General features: G+C 69.3%; 18 protein-coding genes. 9 read left to right on the top strand and 9 right to left on the bottom strand.

Annotated elements, in window-relative coordinates:
* Positions 1–5 precede the first annotated feature (5 nt).
* Positions 6–725, bottom strand: a complete 720-nt coding sequence (locus tag E0H73_RS14500; protein ID WP_131355296.1) for a MerR family transcriptional regulator — start codon at positions 723–725, stop codon at positions 6–8.
* Positions 726–773: 48 nt separating this feature from the next.
* On the opposite strand from E0H73_RS14500, the gene E0H73_RS14495 reads away from it, so the two are divergent.
* Positions 774–1,025 (top strand): hypothetical protein, encoded by a 252-nt coding sequence (locus tag E0H73_RS14495; protein WP_131355293.1) that lies wholly within the window; start codon positions 774–776, stop codon positions 1,023–1,025.
* 42 nt (positions 1,026–1,067) lie between these two features.
* Here E0H73_RS14495 and E0H73_RS14490 read toward each other — a convergent pair whose 3' ends face one another.
* Complete coding sequence (locus tag E0H73_RS14490; protein WP_131355290.1) at positions 1,068–2,228, bottom strand: MFS transporter; 1,161 nt, start codon at positions 2,226–2,228, stop codon at positions 1,068–1,070.
* 76 nt (positions 2,229–2,304) lie between these two features.
* Here E0H73_RS14490 and E0H73_RS14485 point away from each other — a divergent pair, with 76 nt between their 5' ends.
* On the top strand, positions 2,305–3,057 hold the full coding sequence (locus E0H73_RS14485) for a DeoR/GlpR family DNA-binding transcription regulator (RefSeq protein ID WP_131355287.1): 753 nt from the start codon (positions 2,305–2,307) through the stop codon (positions 3,055–3,057).
* Positions 3,054–4,223, top strand: coding sequence for an MFS transporter (locus tag E0H73_RS14480; RefSeq protein WP_238164000.1), 1,170 nt, complete (start codon positions 3,054–3,056; stop codon positions 4,221–4,223). Before E0H73_RS14485 ends, E0H73_RS14480 begins: the two co-directional genes overlap by 4 nt.
* Here E0H73_RS14480 and E0H73_RS14475 read toward each other — a convergent pair.
* Both E0H73_RS14475 and E0H73_RS14470 read right to left on the bottom strand, forming a co-directional pair.
* The gene (locus E0H73_RS14475) at positions 4,207–5,319 is read right to left on the bottom strand and encodes a trans-sulfuration enzyme family protein (RefSeq protein WP_131355284.1); all 1,113 of its coding nucleotides are present in this window, start codon (positions 5,317–5,319) and stop codon (positions 4,207–4,209) included. The genes E0H73_RS14480 and E0H73_RS14475 overlap by 17 nt on opposite strands.
* A complete protein-coding gene (locus E0H73_RS14470; RefSeq protein ID WP_131355281.1) occupies positions 5,309–6,013 on the bottom strand; it encodes a TetR/AcrR family transcriptional regulator in 705 nt (234 codons plus the stop codon). The genes E0H73_RS14475 and E0H73_RS14470 overlap by 11 nt, the downstream gene beginning before the upstream one ends.
* A 109-nt stretch (positions 6,014–6,122) precedes the next feature.
* Between E0H73_RS14470 and E0H73_RS14465 the strand changes: the two genes are divergently transcribed.
* The 3 genes from E0H73_RS14465 to E0H73_RS14455 all read left to right on the top strand — a co-directional run bounded on the left by E0H73_RS14465 (position 6,123) and on the right by E0H73_RS14455 (position 9,207).
* Complete coding sequence (locus tag E0H73_RS14465) at positions 6,123–7,340, top strand: cytochrome P450 (RefSeq protein ID WP_131355278.1); 1,218 nt, start codon at positions 6,123–6,125, stop codon at positions 7,338–7,340.
* Between the two features lie 58 nt (positions 7,341–7,398).
* Positions 7,399–8,529 carry a D-alanine--D-alanine ligase family protein gene (locus E0H73_RS14460; RefSeq protein WP_131355275.1) on the top strand — a complete coding sequence of 377 codons (1,131 nt, stop codon included), beginning with the start codon at positions 7,399–7,401 and terminating at the stop codon, positions 8,527–8,529.
* A 105-nt stretch (positions 8,530–8,634) separates the two neighbouring features.
* Positions 8,635–9,207 carry a dihydrofolate reductase family protein gene (locus tag E0H73_RS14455; RefSeq protein WP_131355272.1) on the top strand — a complete coding sequence of 191 codons (573 nt, stop codon included), beginning with the start codon at positions 8,635–8,637 and terminating at the stop codon, positions 9,205–9,207.
* Between the two features lie 88 nt (positions 9,208–9,295).
* Here the strand turns inward: E0H73_RS14455 and E0H73_RS14450 are convergent, their stop codons facing one another.
* The 4 genes from E0H73_RS14450 to E0H73_RS14435 form a co-directional block, all read right to left on the bottom strand.
* The gene (locus tag E0H73_RS14450) at positions 9,296–10,498 is read right to left on the bottom strand and encodes an RNA polymerase sigma factor (protein WP_131355269.1); all 1,203 of its coding nucleotides are present in this window, start codon (positions 10,496–10,498) and stop codon (positions 9,296–9,298) included.
* A gap of 5 nt (positions 10,499–10,503) precedes the next feature.
* Complete coding sequence (locus E0H73_RS14445; protein ID WP_131355266.1) at positions 10,504–10,920, bottom strand: YciI family protein; 417 nt, start codon at positions 10,918–10,920, stop codon at positions 10,504–10,506.
* 122 nt (positions 10,921–11,042) lie between these two features.
* Entirely contained in the window at positions 11,043–11,507 is a 465-nt protein-coding gene (locus tag E0H73_RS14440; protein ID WP_131355264.1) for a DUF3515 domain-containing protein, read from the bottom strand.
* 31 nt (positions 11,508–11,538) lie between these two features.
* Complete coding sequence (locus E0H73_RS14435; RefSeq protein ID WP_131355260.1) at positions 11,539–11,787, bottom strand: Lrp/AsnC family transcriptional regulator; 249 nt, start codon at positions 11,785–11,787, stop codon at positions 11,539–11,541.
* Positions 11,788–12,011: 224 nt separating this feature from the next.
* On the opposite strand from E0H73_RS14435, the gene E0H73_RS14430 reads away from it, so the two are divergent.
* From E0H73_RS14430 to E0H73_RS14420, 3 genes are read left to right on the top strand one after another with little or no spacing between them, the layout of a single operon-like run.
* Complete coding sequence (locus E0H73_RS14430) at positions 12,012–12,974, top strand: thiamine-phosphate kinase (RefSeq protein WP_131355257.1); 963 nt, start codon at positions 12,012–12,014, stop codon at positions 12,972–12,974.
* 1 nt (position 12,975) lies between these two features.
* The gene (gene thiD / locus E0H73_RS14425) at positions 12,976–13,785 is read left to right on the top strand and encodes a bifunctional hydroxymethylpyrimidine kinase/phosphomethylpyrimidine kinase (RefSeq protein ID WP_131355254.1); all 810 of its coding nucleotides are present in this window, start codon (positions 12,976–12,978) and stop codon (positions 13,783–13,785) included.
* A complete protein-coding gene (locus E0H73_RS14420) occupies positions 13,782–14,390 on the top strand; it encodes a DinB family protein (RefSeq protein WP_131355251.1) in 609 nt (202 codons plus the stop codon). The genes thiD and E0H73_RS14420 overlap by 4 nt, the downstream gene beginning before the upstream one ends.
* Here the strand turns inward: E0H73_RS14420 and E0H73_RS14415 are convergent.
* On the bottom strand, positions 14,380–15,537 hold the full coding sequence (locus E0H73_RS14415; protein ID WP_131355248.1) for an ROK family transcriptional regulator: 1,158 nt from the start codon (positions 15,535–15,537) through the stop codon (positions 14,380–14,382). The two genes, E0H73_RS14420 and E0H73_RS14415, sit on opposite strands and share 11 nt — an antisense overlap.
* Positions 15,538–15,548 lie beyond the last annotated feature (11 nt).

The raw sequence follows: 15,548 nt of genomic DNA, 5'->3' as shown, positions 1-15,548 counted from the left end.
ACGCCTCAGCCGAGGCGGCGGCGGATCAGCTGGTCGAGGCGTTGCCAGGCGGGGGATGAGGCGTTGACCGTGTTCTGGAGGAGTTGGGGCAGGTTGGGGTCGATCGCCTGGCCGGGGAGATCGGTGCCGTAGCGCTCGATGCTGGCTGCGACGATCCGGTCGGCGAGCTCGACCAGTGTCGGGTCGTCGGGATGCAGGTCGCGGGCGCGGTCGTATTCGAGGTAGAGCTCCCGCAGCGCCGGCTCGGCCAGAGCACCGGCCTGGTCTCTGAAGAGCTCGTCCCCGGTCTCCGGATAGGTAGCGAACACGATGATCCACAGATCGCGCTCCATCGCCACCCACTGCTCGCTGAAGCCCAGCTCGGCCAGACCCCGCAGGTGTACGTCGACCTCGGCCGGGAGCAGCTGTACGTCGCCCGAGGCCAGCTCGCGCAGTCGGGCCTGGGTCGCTTCCAGGCCACGGATCCGGTCGGTCAGATCGTCGTCGATCTGCTGCAGGGCCGCGGCGAATTCCTGCCCTGCACCGAGGTTGCGGATCCTTGCGAGCGGAACGCCGGCCTCGGCGAGGGTCCGGATCCGGATCAGGTCGACCACCGCCTCCGCGCCGTACCGCCGGTAGCCGGATGCGTCGCGTTCGGGCTCGGGCAGCAGGCCCTTGGCGTGGTAGACGCGGATGGTCTTGGTCGACACCCCGACGTACTTGGCCAGCTGTCCGATCGTGAGCACAGGGCCATTGTTGACCTTGCCCTAGGGGCAAGGTCGCATGATCGAACCATGACTGACTGGGACACCCTGCGCGCGCTGGCCGACGAGGGGAACGAGAAGGCGATGGACCGGCTCGCCGATCTGGCGGATCAGCGGTCTGATCTGGACGCTCTGAACGAGTTGCTGGACGAGGGGAACGAGCGGGCGGGGGAGCACCTCACGCGGCGTGCCGCTGCCGCGAAGGATCTGCTGGAGCTGCAGCGGATCAGCGACGCCGGCTACGAGGAAGCCGGGGAGGTGCTCGACCGGCTGCTCGACTAAGCGACGACACGAGGCTAGGCGCGTCGCGAGGCAGGCGCGGGGCTACGCGCGGACGCGGGGCTTGGTGCGGAGGACTGGGGCGAAGACGGCCAGGGCCACGGTCAGGAGGGTGACGACCATGAAGGAGACGGTCAGGTTGCTGGCCTGCGCGATCCCGCCGATGATCGACGGCGCGACCAGCCCGGACGCGTACGTGATCGTCGCGACGCCGGCGATGGCCTGACTCGCGTTCGTGCCGGTCCGGCCGGCCGCGGCGAACGCGAGCGGTACGACGACCGCGATCCCGATCCCGAGCAGCCCGAACCCCAGCATGGCGACCGCCGCGTGAGGCGCGACCACGACCAGTACGCCGCCCGCCGTCGCGATCACGCCACTCCAGCGAACCGTCCGTACGGCGCCGAACCGGTCGACCACCGCGTCCCCCGTGATCCGCGCGATCGCCATCGTCAACGCGAAGCCCGTCGTCGCGGCCGCCGCGACCCCGGCCGTGCTGTCGAGGATGTCGCGCAGGTAGACCGCCGACCAGTCCAGGCTCGCGCCCTCGGCGAACACTGCGCAGAACCCGACCGCACCGATCAGCAAGGCCGACCGCGGCGGCAGCGCGAACCGCGCCGGCGGCTCCTCGTCGTCGTCCGGATGAATGTTCAGCACGAAGTGACACACCACAGCCCCGATCACTGTCAGGACGATGGCCGCCGCCACGTGATGGACCTGCGCGCTGAGCTCAGCGTGCGCCGCCAGAGTGCCGACCGCGGCGCCGAACAGCGCACCGAGACTCCACATCCCGTGCAGACCGGACAGGATCGACTTGCCCAGCCGATGCTCGACCTCGACCCCGAGCGCGTTCATTGCGACGTCGGCCATCCCCGACGTCCCGCCGTACACGAAGAGGGCGGCGGCCAGCATCAGCAGGTTCGGTGCGAACGACGGGAGGATCAGCGAGAGCGTCCACAACGCCAGCAGACCGCGCAAGGCGTTCCGCGTCCCGAAGCGGTGGGTGACCCGGGCGGCCAGCGGCATCATCAGCGCCGCGCCCAGCGCGGGGAACGCGAGTGCGATCCCGAGCTGCCCGGCAGACAAGCCGGCGTGCTCCTGGATCCATGGCACGCGGGTCGCGAACGAGCCCGTCACCGAGCCGTGAACGCAGAAGACCGCGGCCACGGCGTACCGCGACCGCCTGACCAGCGTGGTGTCATCAGTCACAAGCGAACAGACAATCTGTTTGATCGATCAGGCAGATGGTAGATTTCTGCGCGTGAGGAGTGCAGAACGGCATCAAGTGATCGTAGAACGACTTCGGGGCGTTGACCGAGTCTCGGTCCAGGAACTGGTCGAGGCGACCGAGTCCTCGGACATGACGATCCGCCGCGACCTCGACTTCCTGGCCGCCCAGGGCGTCCTCAAGCGGGTCCACGGTGGTGCCGTCCCGGCCATGGCCTCGGGTGTCGAGCCGCCGTACTCGCTGCGGGCGCAGGCGGCCGTCGCCGCGAAGCGTGCGATCGCGCGCGCCGCGGTCGAGCACATCCACGACGGCGAGACGATCGTCCTCGACAGCGGTACTACGGCGCTCGAGGTGGCCAAGCTTCTGCACGACCGCGCGGTGACGGTCATGCCGCTCTCGCTGCACGTCGCGCACGAGTTGGCGGACGCGCCGCGGATCCGGCTGCTGATGCCCGGGGGAGAGGCACGTCGCGGCGAGCTCGCCCTGGTCGGTCCGCTGACGGTCGCATCGCTGCGCGCACTCCGGTTCGACCTGGCCGTGCTGAGCCCGTGTGCCTTCAGCCTCGACGCCGGACTGACTGCGTTCGACCTGGGCGACGCCGAGGTCAAGCAGGAGGCTATGGCCGTCGCCGCTCGCTCGATGGTGCTGGCCGACGGCGCGAAGTGGGATCGCGCCGCACTGGCCTACGTCTGTCCGGCCGACTACCCAGACCTGATCATCACCGACCCGACCGCGCCCGAGGACCAGCGCACGCTGCTGGCCCAACGCGGCGTGCTGGTCGAGGTTGCCGCCTTGGAGGACGCTTCTTGACCGCCACCGATCTGCGTTCGCAGACCGCACCGCCAAGAGCCGCCCGCGTCGCCACCTGGCTGTACTTCGGCCTGAACGGGTTCGCCGTCGGGATGTGGGTCGTGCACATCCCCAGCATCGAGCACGCCACCGGTATCTCGCACAGCACGCTCGGGCTTCTGCTGCTGGTCCTCGGCGGCGCCGCGTTCACCGGCATGCAGGTGGCCGGTCCGCTGGTGGACCGCCTCGGCCAGCGACGGCTCGTGCCCGCGGCCGGCGTACTGCTCGGCATTGCCCTCGCCGGTCCCGGCCTGGCGACGAACTGGTGGACGCTCGGCCTGACGCTGATTCTCATCGGTTTCGGCAACGGCTCGATCGACGTCGGCATGAACGCTCAGGCGGTGGTGGTGGAGCGCGGCTACCCGCGCCCGATCATGGCCGCCTTCCACGCGATGTGGTCGATCGGCGGCGCGATCGCCGCGCTGATCGGTGCCGCGACGCTACGAGCCGGCGTACCGACCGAGGTCACCCTTGGCGTGGCGGGCGCGGTCTGCATCGTGATCGCACTTGCCGCCAGCCGGTTCTTGATCGAGGCAAGCGCCGACGAGGCCGATGAGCCGACGGAGGTGCGGGCGAAGCCGCCCGGCAAGCTGGTCTGGGCGCTCGGCGGGCTCGCGTTCGGCCTGATGCTCGCCGAGGGCGTGGCCAACGACTGGGCCGCGCTGCACTTCCGCGACATCCTCGGTACGTCGGTCAGTACGGCGGCCTACGCGTACGGCGCCTTCGCGGTGGCGATGACCGTCGGCCGGTTCCTCACCGACCGGGTCGCCGCTGTTGTCGGACCGGCGGCGATCGTCCGGTGGGGCGCCGCCATGGCCGCGGTCGGTCTGACCATCGTGATCGTCGTACCGTGGGTGCCCGTCGCCCTCTTCGGCTGGGCGTTGTTCGGCCTCGGCCTGGCCGGCGGCGTACCGCAACTCTTCACCGCCGCCGGCAACCTCGACCCCCGCGCCGCCGGTGCCCTGATGGCCCGCGTCGTCGGTCTCGGGTACGTCGGTCTGCTCGCCGGCCCGGCGCTGATCGGTGGACTCGCGCACTGGATGCCGTTGAACATCGCGTTCATCCTGCCGCTGGTGCTCTGCGTGCTGACGTTCCTCGGTGGGCCGGTGCTCAAGTCGCGGTCTTGAGCGCGTGCTCCAGATCGGCCCAGAGGTCGTCGGGGTGCTCGATCCCGACGGCCAGCCGGATCAGGTCCACCGGGATCGTCTCGACCTCCATCGCCCAGCGGCGACGGCGTTCGAGCATCGACTCCACGCCACCGAGGCTGGTCGCGTGAACCCACAGTTCGGTGCTCTCGCAGACCCGCTGGGCGTACTCGCCGTCGCCGCCGAGCTCGATGGACAGGATCGCGCCGAAGCCGGACATCTGCGCGGCGGCGCGGGCGTGGCCGGGGTCATCCGGTAGGCCCGGGTACCGGACGCGGCTCACGCGCGGGTGCTGAAGGAGACGCTCGGCCAGGAAGGCGGCGTTGGACTGGGCACGCTCGAGCCGCAGCGCGAGGGTCCGCAGGCCGCGCAGGCCCAGCCAGGCCTCCATCGGGCCGGGGATCGCGCCGCTGCCACGGCGGCGGAGCTCGATCGCGGCCCAGAGGTCCTCGTCGGCGGTGATGACGGCGCCGAGGATGACGTCGGAGTGGCCGGCGATGAACTTGGTTGCCGAGTGCATCACGACGTCCGCGCCGAGTTTGAGCGGCTGCTGCAGCAGCGGAGTCGCGAACGTGTTGTCGACGACAACGGTCGCGCCGGTTGCGTGACCGGCGGCTGAGAGCGCGGGGATGTCCGCGACCTCCATCGCCGGGTTGGTCGGTGACTCGATCCACAGCATGTCGGCGCCTGCGACCGCTTGGATCACGGCGTCGGTGTCCGCGATGTTGACCTTGTCGACGCGCAGGCGGCCGGATTCCGCATGCTGGTCGAGGAGCGCGAGGACACCGGAGTACGCGTGCTGTGGTGCAACGATCCGGCCGCCGACCGGGACGAGATCGCAGACCGCCGCGACCGCTGCCATTCCGGAGGCGAAGGTCAGTCCGCGACCGCCTTCGAGGGCGCCGAGGGTCTCCTCGAGTGCGGTCCACGCGTCGTTGCCGAACCGTCCGTAGCCGCGGTCGCCGCCCGCGACGTACGTCGAACTGAAGACCGGCGAGTCGCCGACCGGCGCGTTCGGCACACGCTCTGGGCGGCCGGCGTGGACGACGACGGTGGAGGGATCGAGATCAGAGGCCATACGGGGAATTGTTCCGCCCGCCGTCTGTCTCGCTCCGGGCGGGGGAGGACGGGAGATGGCTGGGGCGTTGCGAACCGGCCGCTGGGAGGGGGATGCCGCCGCTGCGGAGCAGGCTCATCGCGCGGCGGGCCAGCACTTTGACCTCGGTGTCGTCCGGGTTCTCGACCCAGATGCGGACCACCGTCTCGATGATGTTCATTGCGATCCCGGCCGCCAGCGCCGCGGTGAACTCGACCTGCTGCGGATCCGAACCTTGTTGCCGGGCCACGCCGGAGAGGCGGCGGACGAGTTCGTCGGTGAGGTCGTTGCGGAAGCGCCAGATCAGCTCGTTCAGGTGGGCGCTCACCGACGCGGTCTGACCGGCCAGGTCGAACACCGCGCGCACCCGGTCCGGGTTGCTCTCCAGCCGCTCCAGCACCCGCTCGATCACCGACCGCAGGCCGTCGGGCAGGGCGATGACCACTGGCTGCCCGCGGAACCAGCCGACGGCGTCCATCAGGCAGTCCTCGACGAACTCGAGGACGAGCGTCTCCTTGGTCGGGAAGTACCGGTACAGGGTGCTCGGACCAACCTCCGCGGCGGCGGCGATCTGTTCCACCGTGGTCCGGCCGAAGCCGTGGTCGGTGAACAGTTCGAACGCCTTGTCCGCGATCAGCCGGCGGGTCCGTTCCCGCTTCAGTTCGCGCAGTCCCATCTCCACCTCCGCGGGCAGAGTATCGGTTGGCCGACTCGCCAGTGAACGTTCCTGGTCGGCAGTCTCAGTCATACGGTAGTCACTACCAGAATCTGCCGAAAGGGTGCCGATGACCGACACGTTCCCCGTCAACCGCCCGTCCGGGTGCCCGTTCGACCCCGCGAGCGAGTACGCCGCACTCCGCCGTACCGAGGGTCCGTCGAAGGTCTCGACCCCGGCCGGCGTCGACGCCTGGGTCTTCAGCCGGTACGACGACGTACGCACGGTGCTGCGGGACGACCGGCTCAGTTCGCGGTCCGCACCGTCGGACCACGTCCGGGTGGACGCCGATCTGGGCCGGGAGGTCGACTCGGGTTCGGTCCTGCACAACGACGGGATGGCACACCGACGCTTGCGCCGGTTGCTGGCGACCGAGTTCGCGGTGAAGCGGATGGAGGCGCTGCGGCCGCGGATCGTGCAGATGATCGAGGACCACCTGGACGCGATGCTCGCGGCCGGCGGGCCGATCGATCTGGTGCAGGCGTTCGCGCTGCCGATCCCGTCGCTGGTGATCTGCGAGCTGCTCGGGGTGCCGTACGCGGATCGCGACGAGTTCCAGCAGCGGAACGCGGTCCTGGTGGCGATCGACCGGGATCCGGACGAGATGATGCGTGTCAGCGGCGAGCTGAACCAGTACATCGTCGGTCTGGTGCTCGCCAAGCAGTCCAAGCGTGAGGACGATCTCCTGTCCCGCCTGATCACCCGCGCCGAAGAACAGGGCCAGCCGTTGACGGTGCCCGAACTGGTGTCGATCGGCATCACCTTGCTGATCGCCGGTCACGAGACGACCGCGAACATGATTGCCCTCAGCACCCTTGCGTTGTTGCGCAACCCGCAGCAGCTCAAGGCTCTGCGTGACGATCCGTCGCTGGCGTCGGCCGCTGTCGAGGAGCTGCTGCGGTACCTGTCGGTCGTTCAATTCGGCGTGTTCCGGCACGTGACGGACGACCTCCCGGCCGGCTCCCGGACGATCGAGGCCGGCGGGTTCCTGGTCGCAGCGCTGTCGTCGGCCAACCGGGACGAGCGGGCCTTCCCGGACCCCGATCGGCTCGAGCTGACCCGCAAGGCGGCCGGTCACGTGGCGTTCGGTTTCGGTCCACACCAGTGCCTCGGACAACAGTTGGCCAGGGTGGAACTACAGGAGGCGTTCAGCCGTCTGTACCGGCGGATCCCGACGCTGCGACTCGCCGTACCGTTCGAGGAAATCGAGTTCAAGGACAACACCTTGGTGTACGGCGTGACCGCGCTCCCGGTCAGCTGGGACACGCCGCTACCGTCCGAAATCTGAACAGCCCTTAACCGAACCCAGATCGGAACCTGATCGCCGGGCCGCTACAGTCGAGCCGGTGAGTGAGTACTCGAGGGAACAACGCAAGCCCCGCGTCGCCGTGGTCTTCGGCGGACGGTCGAGCGAGCACGCCATCTCCTGTGTGACCGCGGCCAACGTGCTGCAGGCGATCGACCGCGACGTCTACGACGTGGTCCCGGTCGGCATCAGTACCAGCGGTCACTGGGTGCTGGAAAGCGGTGATCCGGAGCGGCTGTCGATCACCGACGGCAAGCTCCCGGAGGTCGACGTCACCGCGATGCCGGTGCTGTTCGGCGCGAACCGCGAGCTCGTGGTGAGCGAACCGGGCACGGTACCGAGCACGCTCGGCGAGGTTGACGTGGTGTTCCCACTCCTGCACGGCCCGTGGGGAGAGGACGGAACGATCCAGGGCCTCCTCGAGATGTCGGACATCCGGTACGTCGGCTCCGGCGTACTGTCCAGCGCGGTCGGCATGGACAAGCACTACATGAAGGTCGTCTTCCAGGCGGCCGGCCTCGAGGTCGGCCCGTACGTCGTGATCCGCGACCGCGACTGGGTGCGCGACGCGGAGGCCTGCCGCAAGGCGGTGGACGAGCTCGGCTACCCGGTGTTCGTGAAGCCGGCCCGCGGCGGGTCGAGCCTGGGGATCAGCAAGGTGAACAGCCGCGACGAGCTCGACGACGCGATCGTCGAGGCCCGGGCCCACGATCCGAAGGTGATCGTCGAGGCGTCGGCCAACGACCCGCGCGAGATCGAGGTCGGCGTCCTGGGCGGCTTGGACGGTGGTCCGGCCGAGGTCAGCGTGTGCGGCGAGGTCGCAGTCTCCGGTGGTGGGCACGACTTCTACGACTTCGAGACGAAGTACCTGCCGGAGGGCGAGGACTACCTCGCACTCTCGGTGCCGGCTGACCTCCCGGCCGACGTGGCCGCGGACATCCGCGCGAAGGCTCTGACCGCGTTCGACGCGATCGAGGCCGAGGGCCTGGCCCGGGTCGACTTCTTCCTCGACGCCGACGGCCGAGTGGTGATCAACGAGATCAACACGATGCCTGGCTTCACGCCTACGAGCATGTTCCCGCGCCTGTGGGAAGAATCCGGCATCGACTACCCGACCCTGGTCAACCGCCTCCTCGACCTGGCCATGACGCGCCCCACCGGTCTCCGCTGACTCCCTTTCCTGCCTTTCAGACTCTGAAAGTGGACTGAAAGGCAGGCGGCCTACGGTCGCGGACGTGGGGTTGACCCCGCGCCGGGCCAGGAGGGGAGCAGGTTCATGTCCAAGTCGGTGCTCGACATGTCGGTGTCCGTTGACGGGTACATCGCGGATCTCGACGACTACCTCGGTGGAGCCGACGGGCATCGGTTGCACAACTGGTTCGCCGAGGACGCCGAAGCGAAGCGGCCGGCCGGACCGGAGGCGGAGTTCTTCGACGAATGGAACAACTGCGGGGCGGTCCTCGCGGGCCGTCGTACAGCCGAACTGATGGATCACTGGGGTGGCGATCACAACGGCAGGCCGATCTTCGTTCCGAGTCACCGACCGCCCAGTCCTGCCGCGCGGTGGGGCTACCCGCTGGTGACGTATGTCCCCGACGGCATCGTGAGCGCGATGAAGCAAGCCAAGGCAGCCGCCGGCGACCGCGACGTCCAGGTCCGCGGCGGCTACATAGCTCAGAGCGCGCTGGAAGCCGGCGTCCTCGACGAGATCCAGCTCCACCAGGTCCCAGTCCTCCTCGGCCGAGGCCACCGTCTCTTCGACCTCCTCCCCACCGAGACCGAACTAAAGATCATCCGCGTACTAGACACCCCAGAAGCGACCCACATCCGCTACCAGGTACTCAACTAGAGGCGGTTGGGTCCGCCCACACCGCAGCCATAGGCGGTAGCGGTCAGCCCACACCGCAGTCGTAGGCGGGGGTCCGCCGACACCGCAGTCACAGGCGGTTGGCTCGGGTGTGGAGGTAGCGCTGTTGGGGGACGCTGGTGGTTTTGGTTGCTGCTTCTTCGTAGGCGGCTCGGGCTGCTGCGGTATAGCCGGACATTTCCAACAGGTGCGCGCGCACGGCTGCCAGGCGGTGGTCCTGTGCGAGGCGGTCGTCGTCTTCGATGGTGCTCAGCTGCTTGAGACCCTCGTCCGGTCCCCGCGCCATCGCGACTGCGACGACGTGGTTGAGCGCGACCATCGGGTTGTCGGTCAACTGGAGCAAGACCTCGTACAGCGCAAGGATCTGCGGCCAGTCGGTCTCCTCCGCCGACGCGGCCTCGTCATGTACGGCGGCGATCGCAGCCTGCAGCTGATACGGACCCACCGGACCCCGCGGCAGCGCCGCAGTGATCAGCCCCACCCCTTCCTCGATCAGCTCAGAGATCCACAGCGACCGATCCTGCTCGTCCATCGGGACCAACTCACCCAACGGTCCTGTCCGCGCTGGCCGACGCGCATCCGTCAGCAGCATCAGCGCGAGCAACCCCGTCACCTCGCTGTCGTCCGGCAGCAACCGGTGCAGCATCCGCCCCAGCCGGATCCCCTCCGCCGACAACTCGACCCGTTGCAGACTCGGCCCCGTCGTACTCGCGTAGCCCTCGTTGAAGATCAGGTAGACGACCTTCAGCACGGCGCCGAGCCGCTCGTCCCGATCCGCGGGCAGAGCGAACCGCGCACCGCTGTCGCTCACAGTCGCCTTCGCCCGGCTGATCCGCCGCGTCATCGTTGCCTCCGGCACCAGGAACGCCCGGGCGATCTCCCCGGTGGTGAGACCGCCGACCGCCCGCAACGTCAACGCGATCTGCGACGCGGGTGACAGCGATGGATGGCAGCACATGAACAACAGGATCAGCGTGTCGTCGGTGTTCGCGATCGGCTCGCTCGGACCGGGCCCCCACTGCCCCACCCGGTCCTCGCGCCGCTGCCGGGCCTGCTCCCGACGGAGCAGATCCGTCAGCCGGCGCGAGGCCACCGTGATGAGCCACCCGCGCGGACTGCCCGGTACGCCGTCTTCCGGCCACTGCTGCGCCGCCGCGAGCAGCGCCTCCTGCACCGCGTCCTCGGCGGTGTCGAAATGCCCGTACCGCCGGACCAGCGCCCCGAGCACCTGCGGCGCCAGCTCGCGCAGCAGGTCCTCGAGAGCTGCCGGCATGGCGATCAGTCCACCAGTTCGTCGCGACCCTCGACCACCGGCCGGATGTCGGCGTACGCGGTCGCGCGGACGAACTCGGGCGCCGGTGTGTCGCCGAGTCTGGCGGCGATCTCGGTCGCCCGGTCGAACGACTCGCATTCGACGATCCAGTACCCGGCGAGTACCTCCTGGGTCTCGGCGTACGGGCCGTCGGTCACCACCGCGTTGCCATCCTTCGAACCGAGCCGCCGGGTGTGCACCGGCGCGGCCAGGGCGCGGGTCTCGACCAATTCGCCGGACTCGGCCAGGTCGGAGTTGAACTTCTCCATGAACGCACCCATCGCCGCGAAGTCCTCGGCCGTCCAGGCGGGCTTGCCCGTGTCCTTGCCGGACATCCCGTCGTAGTCCTGCTGCGACGCGTAGGTCAGGATCATGTACTTCATCGGAATCTCCCGTCGTCCGGACACCCACCGCGGGTGCCTCTCAGCCGATACGTCGCCCCCGCCGGACCGAACCGGACACCGAGTGCGGACGAATTTCCTTCTCGACAGGGAGTATGCCGTCGTCAGGTACAGGGGGTGATGAGTTTGTCGAACCTGTGGATAGCGTCCGAGACGTCGGTCAGCGCGTTCGCCTCCGGGCTGTACTTCGCCGGCACCGCGACCTCGACGTAGACCTCGCGGCCGATGGTCGTGAAGATGACCCCGTTGTCGGCCGGCTTGGCGAACCAGCCGACGCCGTTCACCTCGAAGCACTGCGACTGCGCCTCGGCCATCCCGGCCGGTGGGGTGACTCCACAGGTGACCTCGATCGGCGGATCGCCGTACGCGGTGGTCAGCGGGCTGGGCGGCTCGGTCTTGCGGCGGTCGGTGTCCAGCACCTTGTCGGGCAGCGCCGCCACCAGCGGCTCACAGACCGCAGCGACCTCGGGCGCTGGAGAGGGTACGGCGACAGGCACAGCCCCCGGACTGCACGCGGCCAGGACGAGCAGACCGGTCAGACCGAGTGCAGCGAACAGGACCTTGGGCATGCTGAAGGACGGCGGGACCTCGGGAACCAGCTCAGATGTGAACGACGGGACAGGTCAGGGTGCGGGTGATGCCAGGCACGTTCTGGACCTTGGCAACGACCAGCTTGCCCAGTTCGTCGACGTTGCGGGCTTCCGCGCGGACGATCACGTCGTACGGACCGGTGACGTCCTCGGCCAGGGTGACGCCCTGGACCTCGGCGATCTGTGCGGCGACGTCGGCCGCCCGGCCGACCTCGGTCTGGATCAGGATGTAGGCCTGGACCACCACGTCGTTCTCCACTCAGTCGTCCTCAGCTGGCTCCGGCCGCTGTACTGGGCGGCGGCCGGGCGTACTCTTCGTTGCCCGGTCACGGTACCGCCTAAGGCGGTGTCTGGTAATCCCCCGCCTACTGCGCGGCACTCGGCACGGCACCTCGCCGCACCGCACCGAGCACCTGCTCGCTACAGCGCGGGACCACCAGACACCGCCTAGACTCCCACTGGCGATATGGGAGGTCTGCTGACGTGACAGAGACGTTGGGGAGCACGGGTGAGTTCGGCCTGATCGAGGCCGTCACCAAGGGGCTGTCCACAAGTGAGGACGTCCTGGTCGGGCCTGGTGACGACGCGGCTGTGGTGGCGGTGCCGGACGGGCGGATGGTGATCACGACGGACCTGCTGGTGGAGGGCCGCCACTTCCGCCGGGACTGGTCGTCGGCGTACGACGTGGGCCGCAAGGCCGCCGCGCAGAACCTGGCCGATGTGGTGGCGATGGGCGCGCGGCCGACGTCCATGGTGGTCGGCTTCGGCGCACCGGCCGACCTGGCGACCGCTTGGGCGCTGGAGCTCAACCAGGGCCTGGTGGACGAGTGCGAACTGGTCGATGTGCACATCGTCGGCGGCGACACCGTGCAATCGGACAAGATCGTCGTTTCGGTGACAGCCTTCGGAACGCTCGACGGCCGGGCGCCGGTGCTGCGCTCCGGTGCACGCCCAGGTGACGAGGTCGCGTACATCGGCCGGTTGGGCTGGGCCGAAGCCGGCTACACAGTGCTCACCCGCGGCTTCCGCTCGCCGCGGTCGGTGGTGGAAGCGCACCGCCGCCCGCAGCCGCCGTACGCCGAGGGGCCGCGGGCTGCACTGGCCGGTGCGTCGTCGCTGTGTGACGTGAGCGACGGACTGCTCTCGGATCTCGGCCACATCGCCACCCGGAGTCAGGTGGTCATCGACGTACACTCGCACGCGCTGGCCGTGCCGGAGCCGCTGCAGGCGGTGGCGGCCGCGACAGGTGTGGACGCGCTAAAGTTCGTGCTGACGGGTGGTGAGGACCACGCACTGGTCGGAACCTTCGAGCCCGCGGACGTGCCCGAGGGCTGGACCGTCATCGGTGCGGTTGCTGAGGGCAACGAGGAACGGCCGGCCGGAACGGTCACCGTGGACGGCGCGGCGTACGCCGAGGAGTCCGGTCACGCCCACTTCAGGAGCTGAGATGAGTCGATTGCCCAGGGTGCTCACGATCGCCGGTTCGGACTCCGGCGGCGGAGCGGGGATCCAGGCCGACCTCAAGTCCATGCTGGCCAACGGTGTGCACGGCATGAGCGTGCTGACCGCGATCACAGCGCAGAACAGCCTCGGCGTGCAGGGTGCGTGGGAGCTGCCGGAGGAGCAGGTCCGCGCCCAGTTCCACAGTGTGGTGGACGACATCGGTGTGGATGCGGTCAAGACCGGCATGCTGGCCTCCGCGCGGATGGTCGGCGTGGTGGCGTCCCTGCTACGGACTCTGCCGCCGTCGGTGCCAGTGGTGGTCGACCCGGTGTCGGTGTCCAAGCACGGTGACGCGCTGCTGGCCGCTGACGCGATGGATGCCGTACGGACCGAGATCGTGCCGCTGGCAACCGTCCTGACGCCGAACCTGACCGAGCTCGGACCGGTCGCCGGGATCGAGTTGGAGACCATCGAGGACCGTGAGCTCGCCGCGAAGCTGCTCATGGACGCCGGAGCCACGTGGGTCTTGGTCAAGGGCGGCCACGACGTCGGTACGGCGGCAGTGGACGTGCTGCACGGTCCAGGGGTACGACGGTCCTACAGCGCGGTGCGGGCGGACAACCGGCACACCCACGGCACCGGATGCACCTTGGCCAGCGCCATCGCGTCGTACCTGGCGCGCGGGTACGACGTACCGAGTGCGGTCGGTGCTGCGAAGGAGTACGTGACCGGGGCGATCGCGGCCGGGTTCGCACTCGGTGGTGGAATCGGTCCGGTCGATCACGCGTGGAGATTTCGAGGGAGTGGCAGTTGACGAAGCAGCAGCCCCCGGTGGACGGGTACTGCGAGCAGTGCCGCTTCAACTACGACACGGGTGACCTGCAGGGCACGGTGACCCTGCTCATCCGGCAGGCGGCGGACTGCAGCATGGCTCTGACCAAGGCCGCGGCCGGTCCGGATCCGAACGTCGTACGGCTGCGGCCGAAGCCTGACGTGTGGTCCGCGATCGAGTACGCCTGCCACGTGCGCGACGTACTTCAGGTGCAGCGGTTCCGGATCGCTCAGTGCCTCGCGGAGGACCGGCCGGTGTACGCGCCGATGGACCGGACCGGTCGGGTGAAGCAGCAGAAGTACGAGGACCAGGACCCGATGGAGGTGGCGGCCGCACTGGTGCGGTTCGCCCGCGAGTTCGGTGCCGCCGCACGGGTGCTGACCCCGCCGCAGCTCGGCAAGCTCGGCCTCTACAACTACCCGGTCCGCGCACCGCGCACGCTGGGCTGGATCATCCGCCACACCGCCCATGAGATCCAGCACCACCGGCTCGACCTCATCACCATCCTCGCGGAGGTGGAGCCCCCGATCGTCTCCAAGGCCAAGCCTGAGCCGCCTCCCGCAGTGGAGGAGACCACTACCGACTAGCGGCCCAAGTCGCGATGGAAGGCTCGCTGGTGAGGTGGTCGAGTGCCAGCGCGGCGGCACCGCGGAGCGGGCCGTCTGGTTGGTGTGTGGCCGACAGGACCGGCGGGGGAGAGCTGCGGTGGAAGGTCATCAGACCGGCTAGGTAGGCCTGCTCGAACGCGGTCGCGGCGGCAGCGCGGAGTGGGATGGCCAGACCGCCCAGCGTGACCACGTCGGGGTCGTGCGCATTGACCAGACCGGCGATGCCGGTGCCCAACGCCGTGACCACCTTGGCGACTGCCCGGGCCGCTGCACGGTCCGTGCGGCGGAGCACAGCCTCGGCGTAGGCGTACGGATCGTCCGGTGCGGTCTCCTTGAGATACCTGGCCAGTGCGCGCCCGTCGATGTCCAGGTCCCAGCAGCCGCGCGCACCACACGGGCACAACCGAGTGCGATCCCCGAACGGGACATGTCCGTACTCGCCGCCGGCGCCCGACGCTCCCTGCGCTGGTACGCCGTCGATGATCAGCGTGCCGCCGAGACCCACCTCGACGATCAGGTGCAACGCCGTACCGGCTCCCGCGGCCGCACCAGTGCGCGCTTCGGCCACACCGCTCAAGGTCGCGTCGTTGCCGGCGAGTAGTGGTACGCCGGTGCGTGCTGTGACCGTCTCGAGGTCAAGCTCGGCCCAGTCCAGCGTTGGCGCCTGCATCAAACGGTTGTCGCGGATGGTGCCCGGCGCGGCCAGGCTCACGACCCGCAGCCGAGCGCCGTACTGCTGGTGTACGCGCTCTACCTCCTTCTGCAGGTTGCTGAGCACGACCTGCGAGCGCCGACTGCGGTGCCGCTTGGACTGCTGCTCCAGGAACGACCCGTCGACCGCGACCACGGCACTCCGCCAACTGCCCTGCCTGAGGTCCAGTGCGAGCGCCACAGGCCCTTGCGGATGCGGCCGCAGTACCGTGGTCGGCCGTCCCCGCCCCTGGCTGGGCGCCGGTGCCTCGGTGAGCAGCCGTACGTCGCGTAGCCGAGCGGTCACCTCAGTGGCCGAACTCGTGCTCAGCCGCAGCTCCCGCGCCACCGCGGCACGCGTGATCCCGGGCTGACGGCTCACCCGCATCAATACGTCGGAAGCCGTCTGCCACTGTCCCCGGCGCACTGGAGTCATAGCATCCTTCT

The sequence above is a fragment of the Kribbella pittospori genome (assembly GCF_004331465.1).
GTDB classification, from domain to species: domain Bacteria; phylum Actinomycetota; class Actinomycetes; order Propionibacteriales; family Kribbellaceae; genus Kribbella; species Kribbella pittospori.
Note: the sequence above shows the minus strand (reverse complement) of the source record. Positions and strands in the feature narration are given on the sequence as shown.